Origin of the sequence: Actinocrispum wychmicini (genome assembly GCF_004345645.1) — a bacterium.
Classification (GTDB): domain Bacteria; phylum Actinomycetota; class Actinomycetes; order Mycobacteriales; family Pseudonocardiaceae; genus Kibdelosporangium; species Kibdelosporangium wychmicini.
This window is the reverse complement of sequence record NZ_SLWS01000026.1, coordinates 1-20,024: the sequence shown is the minus strand read 5'-3', so window position 1 is coordinate 20,024 and position 20,024 is coordinate 1. Positions and strand designations below refer to the sequence as shown.

14 protein-coding genes are annotated in these 20,024 nt (G+C 64.1%); 7 read left to right on the top strand and 7 right to left on the bottom strand.

What is annotated here, in order from left to right; genetic code table 11:
- Window position 1: 1 nt before the first annotated feature.
- The gene (locus EV192_RS53190) at window positions 2-850 is read left to right on the top strand and encodes an endonuclease/exonuclease/phosphatase family protein (protein ID WP_132126481.1); all 849 of its coding nucleotides are present in this window, start codon (window positions 2-4) and stop codon (window positions 848-850) included.
- A 48-nt stretch (window positions 851-898) separates the two neighbouring features.
- Here the strand turns inward: EV192_RS53190 and EV192_RS53185 are convergent, their stop codons facing one another.
- The 4 genes from EV192_RS53185 to EV192_RS53170 form a co-directional block, all read right to left on the bottom strand.
- Window positions 899-1,420, bottom strand: a complete 522-nt coding sequence (locus EV192_RS53185) for a transposase (RefSeq protein WP_243727656.1) — start codon at window positions 1,418-1,420, stop codon at window positions 899-901.
- Window positions 1,417-1,962 (bottom strand): helix-turn-helix domain-containing protein, encoded by a 546-nt coding sequence (locus EV192_RS53180; protein ID WP_132126479.1) that lies wholly within the window; start codon window positions 1,960-1,962, stop codon window positions 1,417-1,419. Before EV192_RS53180 ends, EV192_RS53185 begins: the two co-directional genes overlap by 4 nt.
- A gap of 65 nt (window positions 1,963-2,027) precedes the next feature.
- Complete coding sequence (locus EV192_RS53175; protein WP_132126478.1) at window positions 2,028-2,630, bottom strand: NUDIX hydrolase; 603 nt, start codon at window positions 2,628-2,630, stop codon at window positions 2,028-2,030.
- 155 nt (window positions 2,631-2,785) lie between these two features.
- Window positions 2,786-3,610 carry an endonuclease/exonuclease/phosphatase family protein gene (locus tag EV192_RS53170; RefSeq protein WP_132126488.1) on the bottom strand — a complete coding sequence of 275 codons (825 nt, stop codon included), beginning with the start codon at window positions 3,608-3,610 and terminating at the stop codon, window positions 2,786-2,788.
- Between the two features lie 617 nt (window positions 3,611-4,227).
- Here EV192_RS53170 and EV192_RS53165 point away from each other — a divergent pair.
- The 3 genes from EV192_RS53165 (at window position 4,228) to EV192_RS53155 (ending at window position 7,981) form a co-directional block, all read left to right on the top strand.
- The gene (locus tag EV192_RS53165) at window positions 4,228-5,388 is read left to right on the top strand and encodes a hypothetical protein (RefSeq protein ID WP_132126477.1); all 1,161 of its coding nucleotides are present in this window, start codon (window positions 4,228-4,230) and stop codon (window positions 5,386-5,388) included.
- A gap of 306 nt (window positions 5,389-5,694) precedes the next feature.
- The gene (locus EV192_RS53160; RefSeq protein WP_132126476.1) at window positions 5,695-7,170 is read left to right on the top strand and encodes an AIPR family protein; all 1,476 of its coding nucleotides are present in this window, start codon (window positions 5,695-5,697) and stop codon (window positions 7,168-7,170) included.
- The gene (locus EV192_RS53155) at window positions 7,163-7,981 is read left to right on the top strand and encodes a serine/threonine protein kinase (protein ID WP_132126475.1); all 819 of its coding nucleotides are present in this window, start codon (window positions 7,163-7,165) and stop codon (window positions 7,979-7,981) included. Before EV192_RS53160 ends, EV192_RS53155 begins: the two co-directional genes overlap by 8 nt.
- A 454-nt stretch (window positions 7,982-8,435) precedes the next feature.
- Here EV192_RS53155 and EV192_RS53150 read toward each other — a convergent pair whose 3' ends face one another.
- A complete protein-coding gene (locus tag EV192_RS53150; protein ID WP_132126487.1) occupies window positions 8,436-9,929 on the bottom strand; it encodes a serine/threonine-protein kinase in 1,494 nt (497 codons plus the stop codon).
- A 1,618-nt stretch (window positions 9,930-11,547) separates the two neighbouring features.
- On the opposite strand from EV192_RS53150, the gene EV192_RS53145 reads away from it, so the two are divergent.
- Window positions 11,548-12,633 carry an IS630 family transposase gene (locus EV192_RS53145; RefSeq protein ID WP_132126474.1) on the top strand — a complete coding sequence of 362 codons (1,086 nt, stop codon included), beginning with the start codon at window positions 11,548-11,550 and terminating at the stop codon, window positions 12,631-12,633.
- Window positions 12,634-12,910: 277 nt separating this feature from the next.
- Here the strand turns inward: EV192_RS53145 and EV192_RS53140 are convergent, their stop codons facing one another.
- Window positions 12,911-15,850: a helix-turn-helix domain-containing protein gene (locus tag EV192_RS53140; RefSeq protein ID WP_341771013.1), complete on the bottom strand. Its 2,940-nt coding sequence runs from the start codon at window positions 15,848-15,850 to the stop codon at window positions 12,911-12,913.
- Between the two features lie 783 nt (window positions 15,851-16,633).
- On the opposite strand from EV192_RS53140, the gene EV192_RS53135 reads away from it, so the two are divergent.
- Complete coding sequence (locus EV192_RS53135) at window positions 16,634-17,854, top strand: MFS transporter (RefSeq protein WP_132126472.1); 1,221 nt, start codon at window positions 16,634-16,636, stop codon at window positions 17,852-17,854.
- Window positions 17,855-18,017: 163 nt separating this feature from the next.
- Window positions 18,018-19,349 (top strand): GGDEF domain-containing protein, encoded by a 1,332-nt coding sequence (locus tag EV192_RS53130; protein ID WP_243727652.1) that lies wholly within the window; start codon window positions 18,018-18,020, stop codon window positions 19,347-19,349.
- Here EV192_RS53130 and EV192_RS53125 read toward each other — a convergent pair.
- Window positions 19,335-19,691, bottom strand: coding sequence for a glycoside hydrolase family protein (locus EV192_RS53125; protein ID WP_132126471.1), 357 nt, complete (start codon window positions 19,689-19,691; stop codon window positions 19,335-19,337). The two genes, EV192_RS53130 and EV192_RS53125, sit on opposite strands and share 15 nt — an antisense overlap.
- Window positions 19,692-20,024 lie beyond the last annotated feature (333 nt).

The following is a 20,024-nucleotide window of genomic DNA, read 5'->3' as shown; positions in this document are numbered from 1 at the left end:
CGTGACCGACGACGACGCACTTCAGGGAATGCTGTTCGGTGCCACCTCAGCCGGGGACGAGACCATCCAGGACAGCCCAGTGGACGAGCTGCGCGTCTGCGCGCTCAACGTCAACAGCCCCAACCCCAGTCGCGCGCAACGCATCGTCAACTGGCTGCTGGCCACCAAGAGCAACACGCTCGTACTCACCGAGATGCAACCGTCCGAAGGAGGCCGCCACATCCTGGCCTGCCTCCACGCGGAAGGATTCACCACCACCTGCCCTCTCGGTTGGAAGGACACCCGCTACTTCGCCGCAGTAGCCACCCGAGGCATCCAGGTCACCCCCGTCGAGCCAGCGGGTTTCGATCCCCGTGTCGCGGCCGTCGACCTGGCTACCGACGACACGACCGTGCGCCTCGTAGGCATCTACGGTCCGACCAACGGTATGACCGCCGACAGCAGCCACCGCCGCCGCGAGTTCCAGCACCGCTTTCTGGACTATCTCGCGCAGATCAACCGCCCCGCTCTGTGCATTGCGGGCGACCTCAACGTCGTCGAACCCGGCCACCGCCCCCACCTGCCGGCATTTGAAGACCACGACTACGCCTTCTACACCGACCTGCTCGCGCTTGGCCTGCGCGACGCCTACCGCGAACTCAATCCCTCGGGCGGCGATCACAGCTGGATCAATCCCCGCTTCGGAAGCCAGCGTCTGGACCACAGCCTGGTCAGCGCAGGAGCAGGTGAGATCCGAGCGTGCGCCTACGACCACACCACCCGAAGCGACGAACTCAGCGATCACGCTGCCCTGCTCACCACGCTCGGCCTGTCGGCCGATCGTGCGTCGACGAACGGCCATCGCCCTTGAGCGACTGCCGTTCGCGGTGGCCTGCTATCGACCTTGAATTATCAGGGTCTACGGTGGGCGTAGTTTGGTGCCGGTAAGGAAGGCGTCGACGAGGCCCGGTATGTACTGCATGCGTTTGAGCCGGGTGCGTGTCAGCGAGGCCATGTGGATGATGGTGCCGGCGGCGAGGTTGGCCAGGCTGCGTTTCAGGTGTGACCAGACGCTTTCCACGGGGTTGAGTTCCGGAGCGTAGGACGGGAGTTGGTAGACCCGTAACCACGTTCGGGTCGCGATGAGCCTGCGCATGAGGGCGCTGGTGTGGCCACCAAGGTTGTCCCACACGAGTACGATCGGTCCGCCCAGTTGCTGGTGTGCGGTGTCGAGCAGGGCGGCGAAGTCGTGTTCGCGGAAGCCTTTCTTCTCGCCTTTGCGGCCTCGGTGGATCATCATCCGGTAGATTAGCCGTGATTTCTGGCCGGATCGGTGACAGGTCATGGCCGCGATCGAGATCCGGCCCGAGCCCTTGCCGGTCACCCGTACGACGGGCGTGTGTCCACGCGGGGCCCAGGTGCGGGCCTTGGCTGGTCTCAGCGTTTGTCCGGCTTCGTCGACGAAGCAGATCCACGCACCCAGCCTGCGCGCGATCCTTTTACCTGTGGCCAGGTCGTTTTCCGCCAGGTGGTCACCGCGTCGTCATTGCGTTCAGCGGCGCGGTGGACCGGTACTTGAGGAGTCCAGCCCAGTCGGTGCAGCAGCAGTGCCACCCCCTTGAGGCTGTAGGAGATATGGAACATCCGCCCGATCAGTGTCTTGACGCGGGCCAGTGTCCAGCGCTGGTCCTCTCTCCAGCCCGCCGCCGCGGGCCCCTCCAGCAGCGCGTGTTCCAGCCGGGTGATCTGCCGCTGGTTCAGTTTGGTCTTCGGGCCGGGTGGCCCTTTCGAAGCCAGCGCCTCGGCCCCGCCGGTGGTCCAGGTCCGCCGCCATGCCCTCGCTGATTTCTCTGACACCTCAAGCGCGTGTGCCACCTCGACGGCCGTGGCACCTTGCTCGAACATCTCCGCCGCTCGCTGGCGAACCTGTTCACGCTTGGCACGCGCCGCCGGGCCAGTGCCGCCGCCATCCGCGTATCGCACCACGGAATCGTCCCAGCAAGTCCACAATAGATGCCGACGACACGCCGAACCTTGAAGCTACAAAGTCAGTAGCCGAGCAATGCCGGAGTGCCCAGGTGGGCAAGGAGCTTGTCGCGGAACCGAGCCATGTGTGGATCAAACCGGTCGTGTGCCCACTCCGCCGGATCGTCCAAGTCGAACCAACGGACCTGATTCGCCTCTCGGGGGTCCGCTTCGATGCGCATGTCCTGATCGGCGGCCAGCACGAACCAGAACGACACGTCCGTGTGACTGTGCTCGCCGCGCGTCTTCGTGACGGTCAGGAACAGCGGCTCGTCCCCGAACCGCGGGTGGAACTCGCCGTCGATCTCCAGCTCCTCGGTCGCCTCCCGCCCTACCGTGGTGCGCGGGTCCTCGCCGTCGTCGACATGGCCGCCAGGAAACAGCCACAAGCCGGCCTTCACGTGGTCGACCAGCAAGACGCTGCGCCGCGCCTCGTCGAACAAGGCGAAGTAGACGCACAGGTGCTTGTCCGGTGTCGCTGGGCGAGCGATCCGGAACAGCGGGGCGCCCGATCGAATCCACTGCAACGTGGTGGCTTTGTCCTGTGCTTCGTACTCGTCGAGAGGCACTACACCAGCCACCAGATCGTGCACCACATCACGCGGATCCTGACCTGCCACCGTCATCTTCGAAGCCCTCCAGGGCAAGCATGCATCAGTCCACGGCGCTGCTTCCAACAGCGGCGCCTGCCGTCGCCCGCGGGCGCGTGGCGGACCCTAGCAGCGGTCCCTCGTCCTGTCGGGGAGCCCACGCCGACCCTGGGTGCGTCGGCGTGGCCGACTCACTCGACCGTGGCCGACACGTCGAGGGTCAAGGTCAAAGCAGAGTGATCAGTCAGCCCAGCCGTTCGCACTGAGTGGTCATATCGGCACTCAATCACTGCTGCACGGTGTGCTCCGCTGACGAACGCATGATCAAAGCGGTATCCATTGCGCTGACCTTCAGCGGACGGGCGGCCAAACCACGAATAGTCCATCTTGACGGGTTCCATAATACGAAATGCGTCCTCGAACCCAGCCCGACCAAACGCCCGGTAGAAGTCGTACTCCCACATGCCGAACACCGCGTAGCGCGGATCGTGAGCTGGCTCGACGACGTTGAGATCACCGGCGACTACAACGGGCCCAGCTACGTCAAGGGCCTTCTCGACATCGGGCAGGATGGCCGCTACACGATCTTGGAACGCGCGCTTGTCCTGGTTACGACGCTCCCTTGGGCCGCGAGACGGAACGTAGAGCCCGGCTACACCGACCACGCCCGCAGGCAGGGACACACGTGCCGCGACGCACCGATGTCCCATCGAGTCGGCTCCCACATCGACACAAGTCGGCTCCGCATCCCGGCTAGCCAGGAGCACTCGGTATCGATCATGTGACGCTGGTTTCGGGAGCAACACCCCAAAGCCAGCGTCCACGAGCAAACGGGCCAGTACATCGCCTGACTCGTCAGCTGATACCTCGGTCAACACGAGTACCTCGGCGCCGACGCCCACGAGCCAGGCCGCCTGCCGGCGTGCCCTCGAAATGCTGGCTCGTTGGACGTTGCACGTCACGATCCGAATCCCGGAAGAGCGGCTGAGTGCAGCCTTGCTGTCAATTCTGCCCATGATGACGTCGACCCTAACCGGACGGATACCTACACAGGTGAATCCAGTATTTCTGGTCACTCAGAAAACCCCCTGACCAGGCAAAGCGCGCCATAGATGTGCACCGGTCGACTCCTAAGTGGACATAACGCAGCGATCTTGCCCGCAAGATCATGTCCGCCAGTCGGGTAGACCCGCGCGGCGGGGAGCAGCGCCCTGCCTACACCTGCAAGGGTGGATGGCACGCCAAGATTCGCGCGGCCACCCGCTGTGGCCGGATGACCGGCGGGTGCTGTAAGTGTCACCCTCGCTGTTCGTGAATTCTTTGAGGAGGGGATCGGGGGTGTCGATGATGCGGCTTGGGCTACAGTGCGTGCGGGCTGCGGCGCTGGCCCGCATCGTGCTGGATACCGACGCCCACGCCGTCGCCGGAGATTCCACGGTCAAGGTCTGCTGATCGCGCCAGAGCGTGAATGTTGTCGTGCCCGTGACCAGCAGGCGCGGAGCGTGGGAAGCCGTGCCGTGCAAGGAGTTCCGGCATGACCCGTGATCATCGACGGAAGAAGGCCGTCCGCGCGCACGCCGCCGCGACCGGCAGAACCTATCTGGACGCCGATACTTCGCGGTCTGAGACCGCGGTGCTGGCCGCCCGGTTGCGCGACGACCTGGTCGCGGCGCTGGAGGCGGCCGGCTGGCCCGTGGTGGTCGAGCACACCCCGCAGTTCCACGCGCTGCCGGTATATGCCGGGCCGGCTGTGGTCCACGTGGCGCGAACGGGCGAGCCCTCATCGGCGTCCACTGGGGACGAGCATCCCGACGACCCCGACGTGTTCGATCTGGACGCGCCGCTGCGGGTGACGGTGTGGGCGCCGCTGACCGTCGAGTACTCCGAGGAGTTGGAGCGCGTCGGCGGGGTCGACGCCCACGAAATCCCCGCTGACTGGCCTACCGTCGAGATCGTCGCCGAGATTGACAGGGTGGTTGCGGAGGCCCGCTGGCGCGACCTTGCCGACACCCAGGCGGACGCGGAGTGCGGCATCTGCGGGGATTCCTACCCAGTGGACGGGCTGATGCAGCCGACCCGCGTCGAGGTCGGGGTGTGTCCGTGCTGCGCGTTCGACGGCGACCTGCTCGGTCCCCGCCCGGCCCAACTCGCGTTCTACCTCGACCATGCCGCGTCGCAGAATCTCGCGGTACCGGCCGGGTGGGCTGGTGCCCAGGTGCTGTTGTGCTGTCTGGGCGGTCCTGACTTGCCGGAGTGGTTGGCGGCGGAGTGGAGCGCGAACGGAAGCCATTATCTGCCGAGGGAGTGGTGGGCCGATCCGGCGCAGACGTGGGTCTGGCTGCCGTCAACGGATCGACGGCCCGCCGCGCTGGCCAATCTCGGCTGTGGAGCGTCGCTGACGCATATCACCGCGGCGATCGATCGGGCGTACCCGAACCTGCGGACCGTGTGCCGCGATCGCCGCGATGCGGAACTGGATGAGTTTGTGGCCGACGAGTACGGCGAGGACGTCCACGACGACCCGGAGGCGGCGGCGAGCCGAGAGGTATTGAGAGCGTCTGATGCCACGTTCGCGCGGATCTGGCCCGCCGCGGTCGCCTACACCGTTGCCATGCTCACTCAGCAGGCCGAACGGCCTATGCACCGCAGCCCCTGGCATGTGTTGGAGTCGTTCGAGTTGCCTGACTGGGTCGATGCCCTGTCTGCAGGTCTCGACCATTATCACGTCGAAACCGTTCTGCGCGGCGGCATTCTGACCATTCGCGACGCTCTCGACCCACGCGAACCGGAATGAGCACCTGTGTCCGGCACCCGGCACCCCGGCACTGGTCGTCTGTTCTATGGCTCGTCGGCGAGGTCGAAGCACCACCTGGAGCCACCGTCGTCGGTCCCCGTGGTGTGGTTTCGCTGCAGGTAGGTCACCCCGTCGATCACCAACTCGCCCTCCGGTAGGCCGTCCAGGGTCTTCGCCGTACCCGACGACCGTCCTGCGGTCCGCCCACCAGTTTTCCGCTGACACACCAGAATTTTTCTGTAAAGCGTTGGCGCGAAAACGGTTCAGATCCTGACCGACCGCACATCGGCCGAAGCGGCCTCCGCGGTGACCGACGGCCACGACGATCTCGGTGTCGATGCGGTGACTTACTCGGTAGCCACGAACGAGTTGTGGCTCATCCAGGCGAAATGGAGCGAAAAAGGTCGCGCGGTTTTCAGTGTCGCCGACGCCGCCCGACTGATCCATGGCTTCCGGGCGCTGGGCAACTTCGAGTTCGACCGGATGAACGCTCGGCTGCAGACGTTCGCCGATCAAGTCTGCCGGATGCTGACCACACCGGATGTGCGGGTTCACCTCGTAGCTGCGGTCATGGCGGAATCAGGCGTGGCGCGAACCGTCCGCGACATGATCGACGTCGAGGCGTCGGAACTGCCTTACTCGATCGACTTCCGTGTTCTGTCCGCCGCGGACTTCCACGTGGCAGTGCGTGATCATCTACGACCTGGTCCGGTGAGCATCGAAGCGACGTTCACGGACGGCTGGTTCGCGCATGAGCACCCGTATCGGTCGTACATGGGGATAGTCAAGGGGAGCGAAGTCGCACGCTGGTACCTCGCCAACGGTCCGGCCCTCATGGCTCACAACGCACGCAGACTGCTCGCGGCCGACGAGGTCAGCGTGAACCTCCTTACGAGTCCATTGAAAAATCCGGATCACTTCTTGTTTTTCAACAACGGGCTCACAGTCATGTGCGACAGCGTCGTTCTGGAGCCGCTCGCCGCCAGCGGCCAAACGGAGCCCGTGCGACTCCGCCTTAACAACGCGGTAGTCGTCAACGGCGTGCAGACGACCTTGGCGCTCTACCGCACATACGGGAGCAATCCTGGTTCTCTTGCCGATCTCCGCGTCATGCTCAGAGTCGTCGTGGCCGAGGGAACCCCCGACGGGTTCGCGGAAGCGATCACCGCCGCGACGAACACCCAACACCGGATGGAACCGCGCGACTTCGTGGCACTGGACGAGCTCCAAGCCCGGATCCGGGAGGATTTTAAGGTTTCCTTGAACAAGGACTACGCCCTGAGGCGTGGGCAATCCCAACCCGCACCGGAGACCGGTTGCACGGTAGACGAAGCCGCGCTCGCCCTGGCCTGCGCACATCCGGACCCAGCGCTGATCTCGCGGGCACTGTCGTCCACCGACTTCTTGTGGAAGCACGCGCCTGATGGCGCGTACACCGAGTTGTTCGGCCACCGTCCATCCGCATGGGAGATCTGGCACTCGGTACAGCGTTTGCGCTCGCTGCGGAAGGCTGTGCACGAGCGTGCTTTCCAGCTGAATGGGCGGCTGGCGGCGATCGCCGAGAAAGGCGACCTCGTGATAGCGCACATTCTGTTCCAGCGTGCCAGCCTGAAAGACGATGTGCCGGCTGTGCTGTCGGTGCTCAACTCTTCGATAGACAATCGTTTTGGGAGTATCGGCTTCATCTCCGCCGTTTTTGGTAGTCCGGCGCGGCGCACTGAGCTGATTACCGCCGCCGTCTCGTCCATCGACAAGGCCCAGGAACAGGACATCGATGTCTGAGCCGCGGGTTGTCAGAAAGCGCTACCGGCTCGGACGGAGAATCGACTACGGCGGCATGGGGGAAGTGTGCGTCGCCGAGGATCTGGAGGACTCCGGCGACGGCAGAGTCGCCGTGAAAATAATTATGTTCGTCGACGACACTACGATGGAGCGGTTCCGACGCGAAGCGCGCGCCCTTCAAGTCTTGAAGCACCCCGACATCCCTGCTATCCGCGATCACTGGGTTGACGAGGACAGGGACAACATCATGTACCTGGTCATGAACTACGTGCCGGGACCTTCTCTCAAAAGCATCATACTCAAGTATGGGGAGAATGGGAGATTGGTTCCCGTTGAGTGGGCTGTTGCTCTAGCAGCTCACGTGTGTTCGGTCCTGACCTACGTCCATGGCCAGTCAATCGTTCACCGCGACATCACACCGGGCAACATCATGATCTACGACGGTCGCGTCAAGCTGATCGACTTTGGCATCATGCTGGACATACAAAACGACGAGAAACGACTTACTGGACCGCAGCCGATCGGCACACAGCTTTACATCGCACCGGAGCGATACAACGGAGTCGAGGAACCACCGGGGGATATGTATTCCATTGGCCAGGTCCTGGCGCAGCTCCTGCAACACCGGAAGCCCAATGATATCGCTCCCCGGCTCGGCAAACTGCTGTCGGGCATACCGGAAGAACGGCCGAACGCTCACGTGGCGTTCGGATGGTTCCGATCACTGTTGCCCGACCAAACTCCTCAACACCTGGATCTGATCGGGCCAGACGGCACCCTGCTGTTTCCCACGCTTACGACTCTGCCATGATCACTGCACTACAGGGCGCTCCACATGAGTAGGTGCTCGTGCGGCAACATCCGGACATCGGCGTGCGGAGCCGCCACAATGGTGCCGCAATTGAGCACCAACCTGCCAACAACCGCGCTCAACTGGCCAACTGGAGCGCCCAGCCACACGACGACGGCTCTCACCTGCGGCAGGTCCTACTTTGTCACCAGGGCACCCGCTGCGTGTCGCGGTAGACGGCGGCACCGGCCTGTGCCTGCCTCTGAGGGCAGATCAAGCGCTCATAGGGGCAAACGATCCCTAGCCAGCCAGGCTCCGGGCACCGCTGCGGCGTAGCAGCGGTGCTAAATGATCACCGATCCAGTCCGCTGCAGGTCGCACTCGTATTCGGTGTCTCAAAATCTGCAGGTAGGTCAGGTTGGTGCGGTAGACACCATAACCAACCGAGTTCGCGTCACCCAATCCAAAGTGAAGATCAAGTTAAGAGCGGTGTATCTGGGTTGGGGTGGGAGGGCGACTTGTATCGCGCGCGGCGCTGGGCCTTCAAGTACCTGCCGGTGCTAGGCAACAGGACAAGCGCGAGGCTCAGCACGGTGAAGACGTTGATGAGGTATTGCAACGGCGACATGATGACGTCCAGAGACGCCGACAATGATACGAGTTCGAGGCCGAGCGTGGAAGCCACCACCATGCTGAGGCCGATGATCGCGAGCATTCGGCCTGCCGATTTCTTGCACCACATCAGGATGGTCCCGACGAGTACCAGAATGTCGCCGATCCCCCACATCACGTCGGTCAGCACAACTGCCCAGCTCGGTATGTCGTTGACGACAGTTGGGAGGCCGAATAATATGAATCCGCCGCCGCTCACGGCAAGAAACAGGCTAGAGACGGTGCACAGGATCATTGCGGCGTCCGCAAGGCCGGACGCATGCCGTTGCCGAGAGCGCTGATAGGGCGCCTGCGGATATGGAGGCGGCGGGTACAACTCCTGAGTTGTTGACTGGTCACCGGCCGGTTCAGCAACTCGCCTGTCGGCCTCACCGAATGTCGGTAGCTTTGCGGGCTGCTCCGAAGTCACGTCAAGCAACCGCGCGACCTCCGCACACTGGCGGGTGATCAGGTCGTGTACCGCAGCGGGCCAGGGCCGCGTGGACGGTGCGAGCTTCCCGATCGACTCCAGCAGTTGGACCGGGGTGGGCCGGTCAGTGGGGTTCTTCGCCAGGCAACGTTCGATGATCGGGCGTAGCCGCTGCGGGATCCCGGCCAACTTGGGCTCGGCGTGCACGATCTGGTACAGAATCCGCACGGCTGATGGTCCACTGAACGGGCCGTGACCGGTGGCCGCCATCACCAGCACCGCACCCAGCGAGAACATGTCGCTGGCCGAGGTCAGCTCGCGGCCCTCGGCCTGCTCGGGCGACATGAACCCGGGCGAACCGACCAGCCAACCAGTACGGGTCAACTCACTGGATTCGTCGCTGTCGACGGCCCGCGCAATGCCGAAGTCGATCACCCGGGGCCCGTCCGCCGCGAGCAACACGTTCGATGGCTTAAGGTCCCGATGCACCAACCCCACCCGGTGAACCTCGGCCAGCGCACATGCCAGCCCCGCAGCCAGCCGCAGCATGGCATCCTCCGGCAGCGGACCGGCCGCACTCACCGCCTCCAGCAGCGACGGCCCAGGCACGAAGACAGACGCCAGCCAGGGCGTGGCGGCGTCCGGGTCGGCGTCCACTACTGCCGCTGTGTACGCGCCGGACACCATGCGGGAGGCGGCAACCTCGTGACGAAACCGCACCCGGAAGCCATTGTCCGCGGTGAGTTGCTCGTTCACTTGCTTGAGCGCGACCAGGCGCCCGTCCGGACCACTGCCCAGCAACACCTGGCCCATACCGCCCCGCCCTAGCTCGGCCAGGATTCGGTACTGCCCTACAACGCGCCCGTCGGAGGCCCCCAGCAACTGCATCACCACCGATCTTCGCAGGCAAACGACGCGGTTAGGAAGGCTATAGCCTTCAGCGACTCGACCGCATCATGCCACGTCGTGTGATACCAACGAGTCTGCGGCGGCAGTACGAACGTTGTACGAGACTTGTGTGGCCAAGCATCGTCAGTCCGGCCGCCCTGCTCACCGCCAAGCAAACCGGCCGGGATCAGGACGTTCTCGCCCCTGCGCCCACCACAGAATCAGTTCCCACTGCCGAACAACAAGCACACTTGTGACCTTGGTCAGCGAACCGGCTCGGTCGTGGCTAGCCGGACGATGTCCGGTTGATCAGATAGTCTGGATCAGTTTGACCGCCGGGTTCTGACGTACGTGTCACGTTTGGCCAGGTGCCCCTTCACATCTGCGGACTCGTTGTCTGACCAGTCGTTTTGGGGCTGCACGGCCGACCGATGTCGGAACTCATGCAACGCGACAGAATCACTCCAAAGTCAGGGAGGCTGCTTCACGCCGAAACTTCCAGACAGACGGGGGCGGCGCCTCTAGTAAATGGGGGTGACTCCCTCAAACCAGCCTCCGAGCGGTGACTCGTTGGATAGGATGGTGGCTCCAGGATGATCACATAGGCCAGGAGGGCGCTCGTGGAGGAGTCGAGGCAAGGCGATCAGAACTCCGCGACCGACAAGGAGTCGACTACTCGAAAGGCGGTCAACAAGGTATTCGCTCGAACGGCCGGCAATGTAGTGATGGCTGGCAACATTTCGGGAGGGGTTCATTACCATCCTAGGCCGCGTCGGAAAATTCGCCTGAAACCTTCCCGTCGAGCGATCTACTTGACAGTAGCGGCTACCGTCGTTCTCCTTGGTAGCGCGTGGCAGATCGGATGGTGGAGTGACAACACTCGATTTGACCATAGTCCGAACGCGTGCGCGTTCATTCGAAGCAACAGCGAGCTGAATTGGTTGGTATCGAAAGCACAGGAGAGGTTTACGTTCGATTTTGGATCAGAAGGGAAGGGAGGGCAATTCTGTGCCTGGGATAATGGTACGGCTCCCGTCAGGCTGACGGTCGACATACTTATGGCGAACAGTCGACTGGACCTAATGAGCATGTTCTCGTACCTCAAGGCGCATGGGGCGCCCGAAGGGGGTTCCTGTTCACCGGATTCAGGTTTTGGAGACGACACAATCTCGTGCCAGCCCCCTTTGAATCTGTTCAGCGATAACGATCCTTACAATAACAAGGGGAAGACTATCGTATTTCGCTGGTACAATCTATTGGTTCAAGTGGAATATTCTCCCACTATGGCAAGTCCACCGCTACCAGAGCATGACGCAACTGCTCGTGAGGTTGCTTCGGCGCTGGACCGTTGGCTACGCACGCTCTAATACGGCAGCCGCACGGTATGATCTTGGTCGACGTGTCGCGATCATGAGGACGATCGGGCAGATGATGTCGCCTTCCATGGTGTTCCACGTCGTAATCCGCCGGCGAGGCCAGTCCCCATCGAGTTCTAACTCCGACGACGCCCGGCCAGACAGTTCGTATGGATGTAAAAGGTCATCCAGCTCGCACAATTGCGACCAGACTGGGCTAGTGTGCTGAGTCGGTAGTTCGTTGGCAGCTGTAGGGTGTGGCGATGCCGAGCCCGAAGCTTGATTTGGTTGTGCTGTCCGATGAGGAACGGTCAGTGCTGACCGGATGGGCTCGTCGCCGGAAGACTGCGCAGGCGTTGGCGTTGCGGGCGCGGATTGTGTTGCGCTGTGCCGAGGGCGGCTCGATCGGTGTCGTCGCGGCAGACGTGGGGGTTTCGCGCAACACGGCGTCGAAGTGGCGGTCGCGGTTTGTCTCCGAGCGGCTGGAGGGATTGTCCGACGAGCCCCGGCCGGGCCGGCCCCGTGTGATCAGCGATGACCGGATCGAGCGGGTGATCACTAAGACGCTGGAGGAGACACCCGGACAAGACACGCACTGGTCGACTCGCTCGATGGCGTCCGCGACAGGGATGTCGCAGTCGGCGATCTCGCGGATCTGGCGGGCGTTCGGGCTCAAGCCGCACGCGGTCGAGACCTGGAAGCTCTCGACCGATCCACAGTTTATCGACAAGGTTCGGGATGTCGTGGGCTTGTACCTGGCTCCGCCGGAGAATGCGCTGGTGCTGGCGGTGGACGAAAAGAGCCAGATGCAGGCGATCGACCGGACCGCGCCGATCCTGCCGATTATGCCCACCACCCCGGCGCGGATGACTCACGACTACGTCCGACACGGCACCACCAGCCTGTTCGCCGCCTTCGACATCGGCAGCGGCTCGGTGATCGCCCACCACTACCGCCGCCACCGCCACCAGGAGTTCCTGCGCTTCCTGAAGCTGATCGACGCCGCGGTCCCGAAGGACCTGGCGCTGCATCTGGTGCTGGACAACTACGCCACCCACAAGACCCCCAAGGTCAAGGAATGGCTGATCCGCCACCCGCGGTTCCACCTGCACTTCACCCCGACCAGTAGCTCCTGGCTGAATCTGGTCGAGCGCTGGTTCGCCGAGTTGACCAACCGCAAACTCCGCCGCTCCGCCCACCGTAGCGTCACCGAACTCGAAACCGACGTCCGCCGCTGGATCAACGAATGGAACGCCGACCCGAAACCGTTCGTGTGGACCAAGACCGCAGACCAGATCCTCGACACCCTCGCCGCATACTGCACACGAATTAACGACTCACGACACTAGAGACGTCCTCTATCAGCGATTGCATGGGGTCCACCCGACGAGCACAACGCAACATCGGTAGGTCACGCGATGGATACGCCCACGACTCGTGCGAACCGCTGTGACTTTGATCGGTATCTGTCACATGTGATCGGTAGTTGTTGTCACCGCCCAGCGTTGGTCGGCTGTCACCCGATCTTGTGGCAGCCATCCCTGTCACCGGCCTCTGAAACAATCCGGTGAGAATCCGGGTTCACTGACAGGTAGCAGTGTCGGCCACCACTCGGGTGGCGAGCGTCTACTCGGCCGCGGTGCCGTACGACTCAGGAAGACCCGTTGCGCTGCTGGGGCTGCCTCCGGCCAGCGCGGCCCGATGGGTGGCCCGCCCGGTGTTGTCGTCGGCGACCCCGCGGTCTGCTGCCTTCTGCAAGGCGTCCAGGCACGCGATCGGGTCGCGGAGCAGGTTGGGATTGCGTTGCAGATAGTTGAGTTCGGCCTGTGTCAGGTTCCGCACGATTGGCACCCCGTCGACCTTGATGAGCAGCACTGAGCCGAGCTGGATCAGCGCGGCCGGCGTGTCCGCCAACGCGGTCAGCAACTCGGCGACCGCCTTGCTCTGGGTGGCGTCAACACGGGCCTGCACCTCGTCCACGGCCCTCAGTTCGACGGCGCGATCTAGCTCACGCCCCCACCGGCGGACAGCCTCGGGGCCGTCGGCGTCGCGAAACCGGATCCGCATGCGCCGAAACCACGACCGGATGATCGGAGACTCGCGGTGGTCCACCTCACCGTCGAATGCGGCCAGCGCATTCTCCAGAGCCTGCTCGACCTGTGGGGCTTGGCTGGCGTCGCTCAGGTACAACACCAAGGGGACGGTGCCTGTATCCACGATTGCGGCTCGACTGTCGACGCCGTCGAGGTTCGCCAAGATGGCCATCGGGTCGGCGGGGTCGAACGCGTCGGCCGACCTGGGCGTCTTCTCTCCAACCCGTTGAGCAGATAGCCAGGAATCTGCAGATGTCCGTCCACTTTGGGCAATGCGAGCAAAGTGATCTTGGAGTCGGGCGTGCCGAAACTGGTAGACGCCACCAACCTGGCGTAGCACACCTCGTCGGCAGGCGTCGTCCAGGAACGCAATCACCGCCCAGGGCAACCGTCCTGCGAGCGGCAACCAGATGCGTGACACTGCAAGCCACTGACCCCAAGCGGTCAGGCTCAGTCCGCCCGCAGAGCCGAGCACGAGCCCGACCACAAGACCGTCTACAAGGCCAGCCCTGGGCTCCTGTCCGAGCCCGATGACAAGCCCCTGTATGAGTCCGAGAACGAGCCCCCAGGTGAGGAACTGGACGATCGCGGTCCTGCGGCTGCTGTTCAACAGGTCGGAGGGGCTGCCAGAGACACTGATGTCGATGGGGACTTCCAGCGCGGCCATCAACCCCCACACGAGCCCGCCCACCAGCCCGAGCCCAACCCCATTCACCAGTCCGCCCAGCAGCCCGTACCCGAGTCCGGCAACGGACTCGAACCCAGGCACGAACTCGGCCCCAGGCCCCAGCACGAGCCCCGCCCCAAGCCCGCCAGCCAACCCGACGATGAGCCTGGGGACGATCCGCCGACGTATCCTCGCCATCCGGCCTACGGCCCGTATGCGGAGGCGCGACGGTTCGAGTGCCACAGCGCCCGACCGGTCCGCGACCGCGCGTGCCAGTCCAAAGGCCAGCCCACACGCGAGCGCGGTCACGAGCCCTGCCATGGGCCCGATTCCGGCCAGAAGGCCACCGACGAGCCCGAATGCCAGGCCGGACAGGAGCCCGACGGCAGGCATGCGTGACGAGCGGCGCGTAGTACCGCTGCCCAGTTGCCACCACGCCAGGTCGCGTGTTTTGAGTTGGTGCAGGTGTTGTGCGAGGTAGCTGAGCCAGCGCTGGTCACGGTCGGGATCCCTGGGCGGACGGCGTCTGGCGGATCGGTCGTCGAGGTGGTGCCGATCGACCATGGGGACGAAGTAATCCAGGAGGTGTTCCTCGACCGCCGCAGCTGTGGCAAACCGGTCGGTGTCAAGCAGTATGGCCGGATCACGGCCGGGACCGTCGCTGTAGACGGTGCGGGCAAGCATGACCATCAGCGGTGTGGTCAGCACCGTTGCGAGATTGACGCTGGCCGAGCTTTCAGGATGCTCTCGTAGCTCGTTCAGGACGGGATCCCACACACCCCCGCCGGAGGTGGTTTTGCGCGTGGTCCGTGGCAAGTAATCGGCCAGGTCAGCCACGGTCAGGTCAGTCAGTTCGATACTCGCAGCGGACACAAGTACATCGACTTCCGCCACGGCGGTGGCGTATTCGTCGGGGCGGCTGGTCAGCAGCAGTGGCATGGGAGTGGCGTTGAGCGCTTCCAACGCGACACCGCGGAGACCGACGGCGATCTCATCGAACCCATCCAGGACAGGCAGGATCCGGCCGGACTCGATCAACGCGGCGGCCACTGTCGACCCGACGGGGCCGGCTGCGGCTAGGCCGGGGTAGTCACGCACCAATTGCCCGATCAGCCAATCTCGCAGCAAGATAGCGTCCGGGCGCCACGATCCGAGGCTGAAGACCACAGGCACGGGGTCAATGCGGTTGCGCCTCGTCAGCAAATCCAGGACGAACCGCACTGCCAGGACTGTCTTTCCAGAGCCCGCCCGGCCCAGCACCACCAGCCGTCCGGACGGTATCCGCCGGTAGACGTCCGCGACCTGATCCAGTTGACCGGTCAGGTCAAGCGGACCGGACATGTCGCCGGCCGGGGCACGGCGGATGTTAGCCCAGTGGTCGGTCAAATGCTCGGGCGCCAACTGCCACCGCACCGGCAGCGGGAACGGATCTTGTATCCGCCGTTGTTCCTCCTCACGCCGCCAGCGGGCGAGGACTGCGAATGCGAGCTGATCGGCGGCGTGTGCCAAAGTGTTCTGCAACGCTGCACCACCGGCGGCCTTGATCTGAACCGTCGACCCGGGCATGATCCTGGTCTGATCATGCGTTGAAGCCTCGCGCTGAGCCTTGCCGCCGACGGCCAACAGCTCCTCACGCTCGTCCAGTTCAAGCTCCAGCGCATCGGCCAGCAGCCGCACCGTCGTCGCCCGCGTGACGACGCGTTCGCCCGTCTCGAACCCGAGGATGGTGCCGACATCTACACCAGAGCGCTCCGCCAATCTCTCCTGTGACATGCCCGCCCACTGCCGGAGGTCCCGCAGGAGCACGCCAAACTGGCTTGTCAAGTCGCGGCCTTTCAGGCTAGGAGACTCCCCTTCCCACGAACCAGACTCTAATGAGGCCAGCGGCCGTACACGACCGGTCCGTGGCCCCCGATCGGATCAACACGACAAGACCATCAGTCGGCCCCAGTTGTCGCAGCGCGGGGTTGTCCGGGGTGAAAGTCAGCGGACCAGCCGCGATGCCGTCTGGTACTCAACAGAAACCTGCAAACCCGACCGGTACAGTTGGCCTCGGCGCCATGAAAACCGGCGCACCTGTTCACAGCCAGCTGCTGGCATTTGACGCCAGATCCCGAACCGGCGCAACGATGCAGCGGACCGAGGGGCCACCTGTCGATCACAGGGGCCAACTATCATTCGCAGGCACAACCGCTCGTCCAGAGCAGAGCCACAGTGGCCAACTACGATGCTCAACTGGCCAACTAAAGCGCTCAGGCACACGTCGGCATCCACGAGCAGAAACTGCAGCTCACCATAGGCTCATAGGTGACGACTACCGCTTGTGGTCACACGCGATCAACGCGTCGGCTGGCCGGCATTTAAACACGCGGCGCAAGAGCCACTCGCGGATGTTGAGGACCGGCGCCATGGGAGCCATGATCCGTATCGTTCCTGGCGGTCTTTTGACGGAACGTGTCCAAGCAGATCATTCAACGTTGCTGGCTGGCGGTGTTGGTGTCGTCCTGCGGGCATGCTGCCCGTGTCCATGCAGCGATCGTGAGAGTACGGTGCGTGACATCCGCGGTCGGGGCGCGAGGGGAGAGCGGCATGGAGGTTGAGCGGCCTGCGACGTTCCGTGCCACCTTCGCCGTCCCGGAGTTCCGAGGGTTGTGGTTTGCGGAGGTTCAATCCGTACTCGGAGATCGGCTCGCGCGGGTTGCGCTCTCTGTTTTGGTCTACGAGATCACGGGCTCGCCGGTCTGGCCGGCGGTGGTGTACGCCCTGACGTACTTGCCCGATCTGGTCGCGGGTCCCGTGCTGGCGGGGCTTGCCGACCGCTATCCGCGGCGGGCGGTCATGGTGACCGCGGACTTGTTTCGAGCGGTGCTCGTGGGGTTGATGGCGGTCCCGGGGATGCCATTCGTGGCACTTGCTGCGCTTCTGGTGTGCGTTCAGTTCGCCCAAGCGCCGTTCACGGCGGCGCAAGCTGCGATGCTGCCGACCATCCTGCCGGGCGATCGGTACGTGGTGGGCCAGTCTGTTCGGCAGATCACGACACAGACAAGTCAGTTGGTGGGCTTCGCCCTCGGTGGTGTGGTTGTCGCGGGTGTCGGGATGCACATGTCGCTGGTGCTGGATGCGATCACGTTCGCCATCTCAGCCGTCATTATCCGGTTGACCGTCGCCGAACGTGTCGCTCCCCAGTTAGCCGAACCCCGTGCGGGTCGCTCGCTTCGTCGGCTTGCGGCGGGAGCCCGCACCATCTGGCGGGATCCGCGGCTTCGGGCATTGGTGGCGCTCGCGTGGCTGGCAGGGGCTGTGACCACTGCGGAGGGCTTGGCGGTGCCGTACGCGGGCGAGATCGGAGGCGGCGCGGTCACAGCTGGTGTGCTGCTCGCTGCCCACCCGGCGGGCACCGTGGTGGGGACGGCAGTGGTAGGCCGGTGGCTCGCCCCCTCCGTGCGGTTGCGAGTGCTTGGGCCGTTGGCGGTCATGGCGGTCGTGCCGTTGCTTGGCTACGCCTTCCGCCCCGGTCTAGTGGTGACCGCAGGGTTATTGATCGCGTCCGGGGCGTGCGCCAGCTACCAAGTGATTGCGAGCAGCACTTTTATGCGTCTCGTGCCCGATGAAGGGCGCGCTCAGGCATTCGGGCTGGCCGGGTCCGGTTTGATCGCCGTGCAGGGCCTTGGTGTGCTCGCGGGTGGCGGGTTGGTGGCGCTGCTCGGGTCACCCGCGATGACGGTTGCGGCGGTGGCTGCTGTCGGAGTGGTTGCAGCCCTACCGGCCGTAGCCGCGTGGCGGCGTGCTCGCCGCGCTAACTCCTGGTAACCAACGCACGGTCACCAGTTCTGGTCACGCCAGTTCTGATCATGCACAGTTGTCACCTCCCCAAAAGGGTCTTACTCAGAGTGCCCACAGTGGACCCTGATGACGTGCGGCTACGCCCGGATGTCGGAGTGACTTACCGTAGGCGTGGCACTACGGTGACGGCATGGCGGGGGATGGGAGACGTCGCGACGACCCTCATGTTACCGGCGGGTTGGCGATCGTCGGCATCCCCCGTTGGGGGTTGTGGCAGTTGCCCAACCGTGCGGTGATCGCGTACGTACTGGCCGTCGACCTCGTCGCTCTACTTGGCGCTGCCGCAGCGTTCGTGCTGATCCCGATAGCCGGTGGGGACTTGTTCCCGTGTGTCGCCCTCATGGCATGCAGTGTCCTGTACACGGAACTCTCCCGCCCAATCGAGAAAATCCGCGAGTCCTACAAGGGTGCTCCCCACATCGCGCTCATGTCGGTATGGATCTTCGCCGCCGTGCTGTTGCTGCACCCCGGGCTGGCCGCTGCCGTGATCGTGCTGACCTTCTATTATCGGTGGTTTCGCATCCAACCCAACCCCTTGTACCGCAGGACTTTCAGCGCCTCGGCCACCGTCGTATCGGGGTACGCCGCCGCCGGTTTCCTCGCTGCCACCAGCCCCGTCCTGTTCACCGACATGCCCCGCAACATTCCCGCGTTCCTCCTGGTCGTGGCAGCAGCACTGGTGTTCTTCACCGTCAACACCCTGCTGATGACCATCGCGGTGTACTACGGCACACCGCACACAAAGGTGAGAGATGCACTGGCCACACCGGCGGACTATGCCCTGGAGTTGGCCACCATTGCGCTCGGCATCCTGCTGGCTTGGGCGTTGGCCGACTGGCCGATCGCCCTGGCACTCATCATCGGCATCACTCTCGTCCTCCACCGCAGTGTGCTCATCCGACAGCTGCGCGACCAAGCCCGCCTTGACGCGAAGACCGGGTTGCTCAACTCGGAGTCCTGGCGCAAGGCCGCCGACGACGAACTCGCCCGAACCGCGAGCACCGGTCAAGAAACCGGCGTGCTGATGCTCGACCTCGACCATTTCAAGGCCATCAACGACCGCCACGGCCACCCCACCGGAGACGTCCTGCTGAGGATGGTCGCCGACACACTCAAAGATGAAGTCCGCTCCAGCGACCTGGTAGGCCGCTTCGGCGGCGAGGAGTTCGTCCTGTTGCTGGCCAAAACCGGCCGACTACATGCGCGCAACATCGCCGAACGAATCCGTCAACGAGTCGCGTCAACATCACCTGACGGTGTTGACATGCCGGACCTCGAACGAGTGACAGTATCGATCGGGGTGGCCGTCTACCCGCAGGATGGAACGTCGCTCGACAACATAGTCAAGGCAGCCGACCGAGCGCTGTACGTCGCCAAGCGTGCCGGCCGAAACCAAGTCTTCGTGAAAGGCGACCCACCCCCTCCTGTCGTGACGACGGCACAGACGTCAGACCATGTGTGAAGGGGGCTGGCAAACGTCTCGAACTCCTGACAGCCGGCCAGGCCACCACGTCTTGCGGCCGATGCCGCAGCGCCAGCCCTCCAGCCAGCAGTTGATCCGGTCGATCGCCTCAACCTGACTGACACGATGCCCCGCCTGGCCGGGGTGGCCATCAAGGCCAGTGGACAGGCGATACCGTGCCAGGCCCAGGTCGGCGCAGCCGCCTGGCGACGAGCCCGCTGGATGACCGCCAGGAAGATCACCACACCACCAGCCCGGCAGGATCTGGTCGGCGACGCTGACCGGTTCCGTCATCCGCACCAGGTAGGCCAGGACGTCGTGCGGCCAGGTCGGTACAGCCATGGCGGTACAGCGGCGCCGGACCGATCCCGGTGAGTCCGCTGATCAGGTCGAATTCCTGGCGGGGCGCCAGCAGCCCGGCCTCGATGCGCTGATGCCCGGTTGAGGCGGTGGCGGGTGATCGTGGCGATTTCCCGCCGAAGGCGCCCAACGCGGTGGCATAGGAGGGGTGCCCGGCGGCATGCGGGGTGAAAGCGGGTCGCCGGTACTCCCGGTAGAGCAGCGCGATGACGGCGACATCGTCCCTGGGGCGGTGTTTGTGCCTGGGGGTTGGCTACGTGGTGTTACTGGTTGGGGTGGTTGGTCACTGACTGCAGTGGGCGAAGGTTCAGGTGT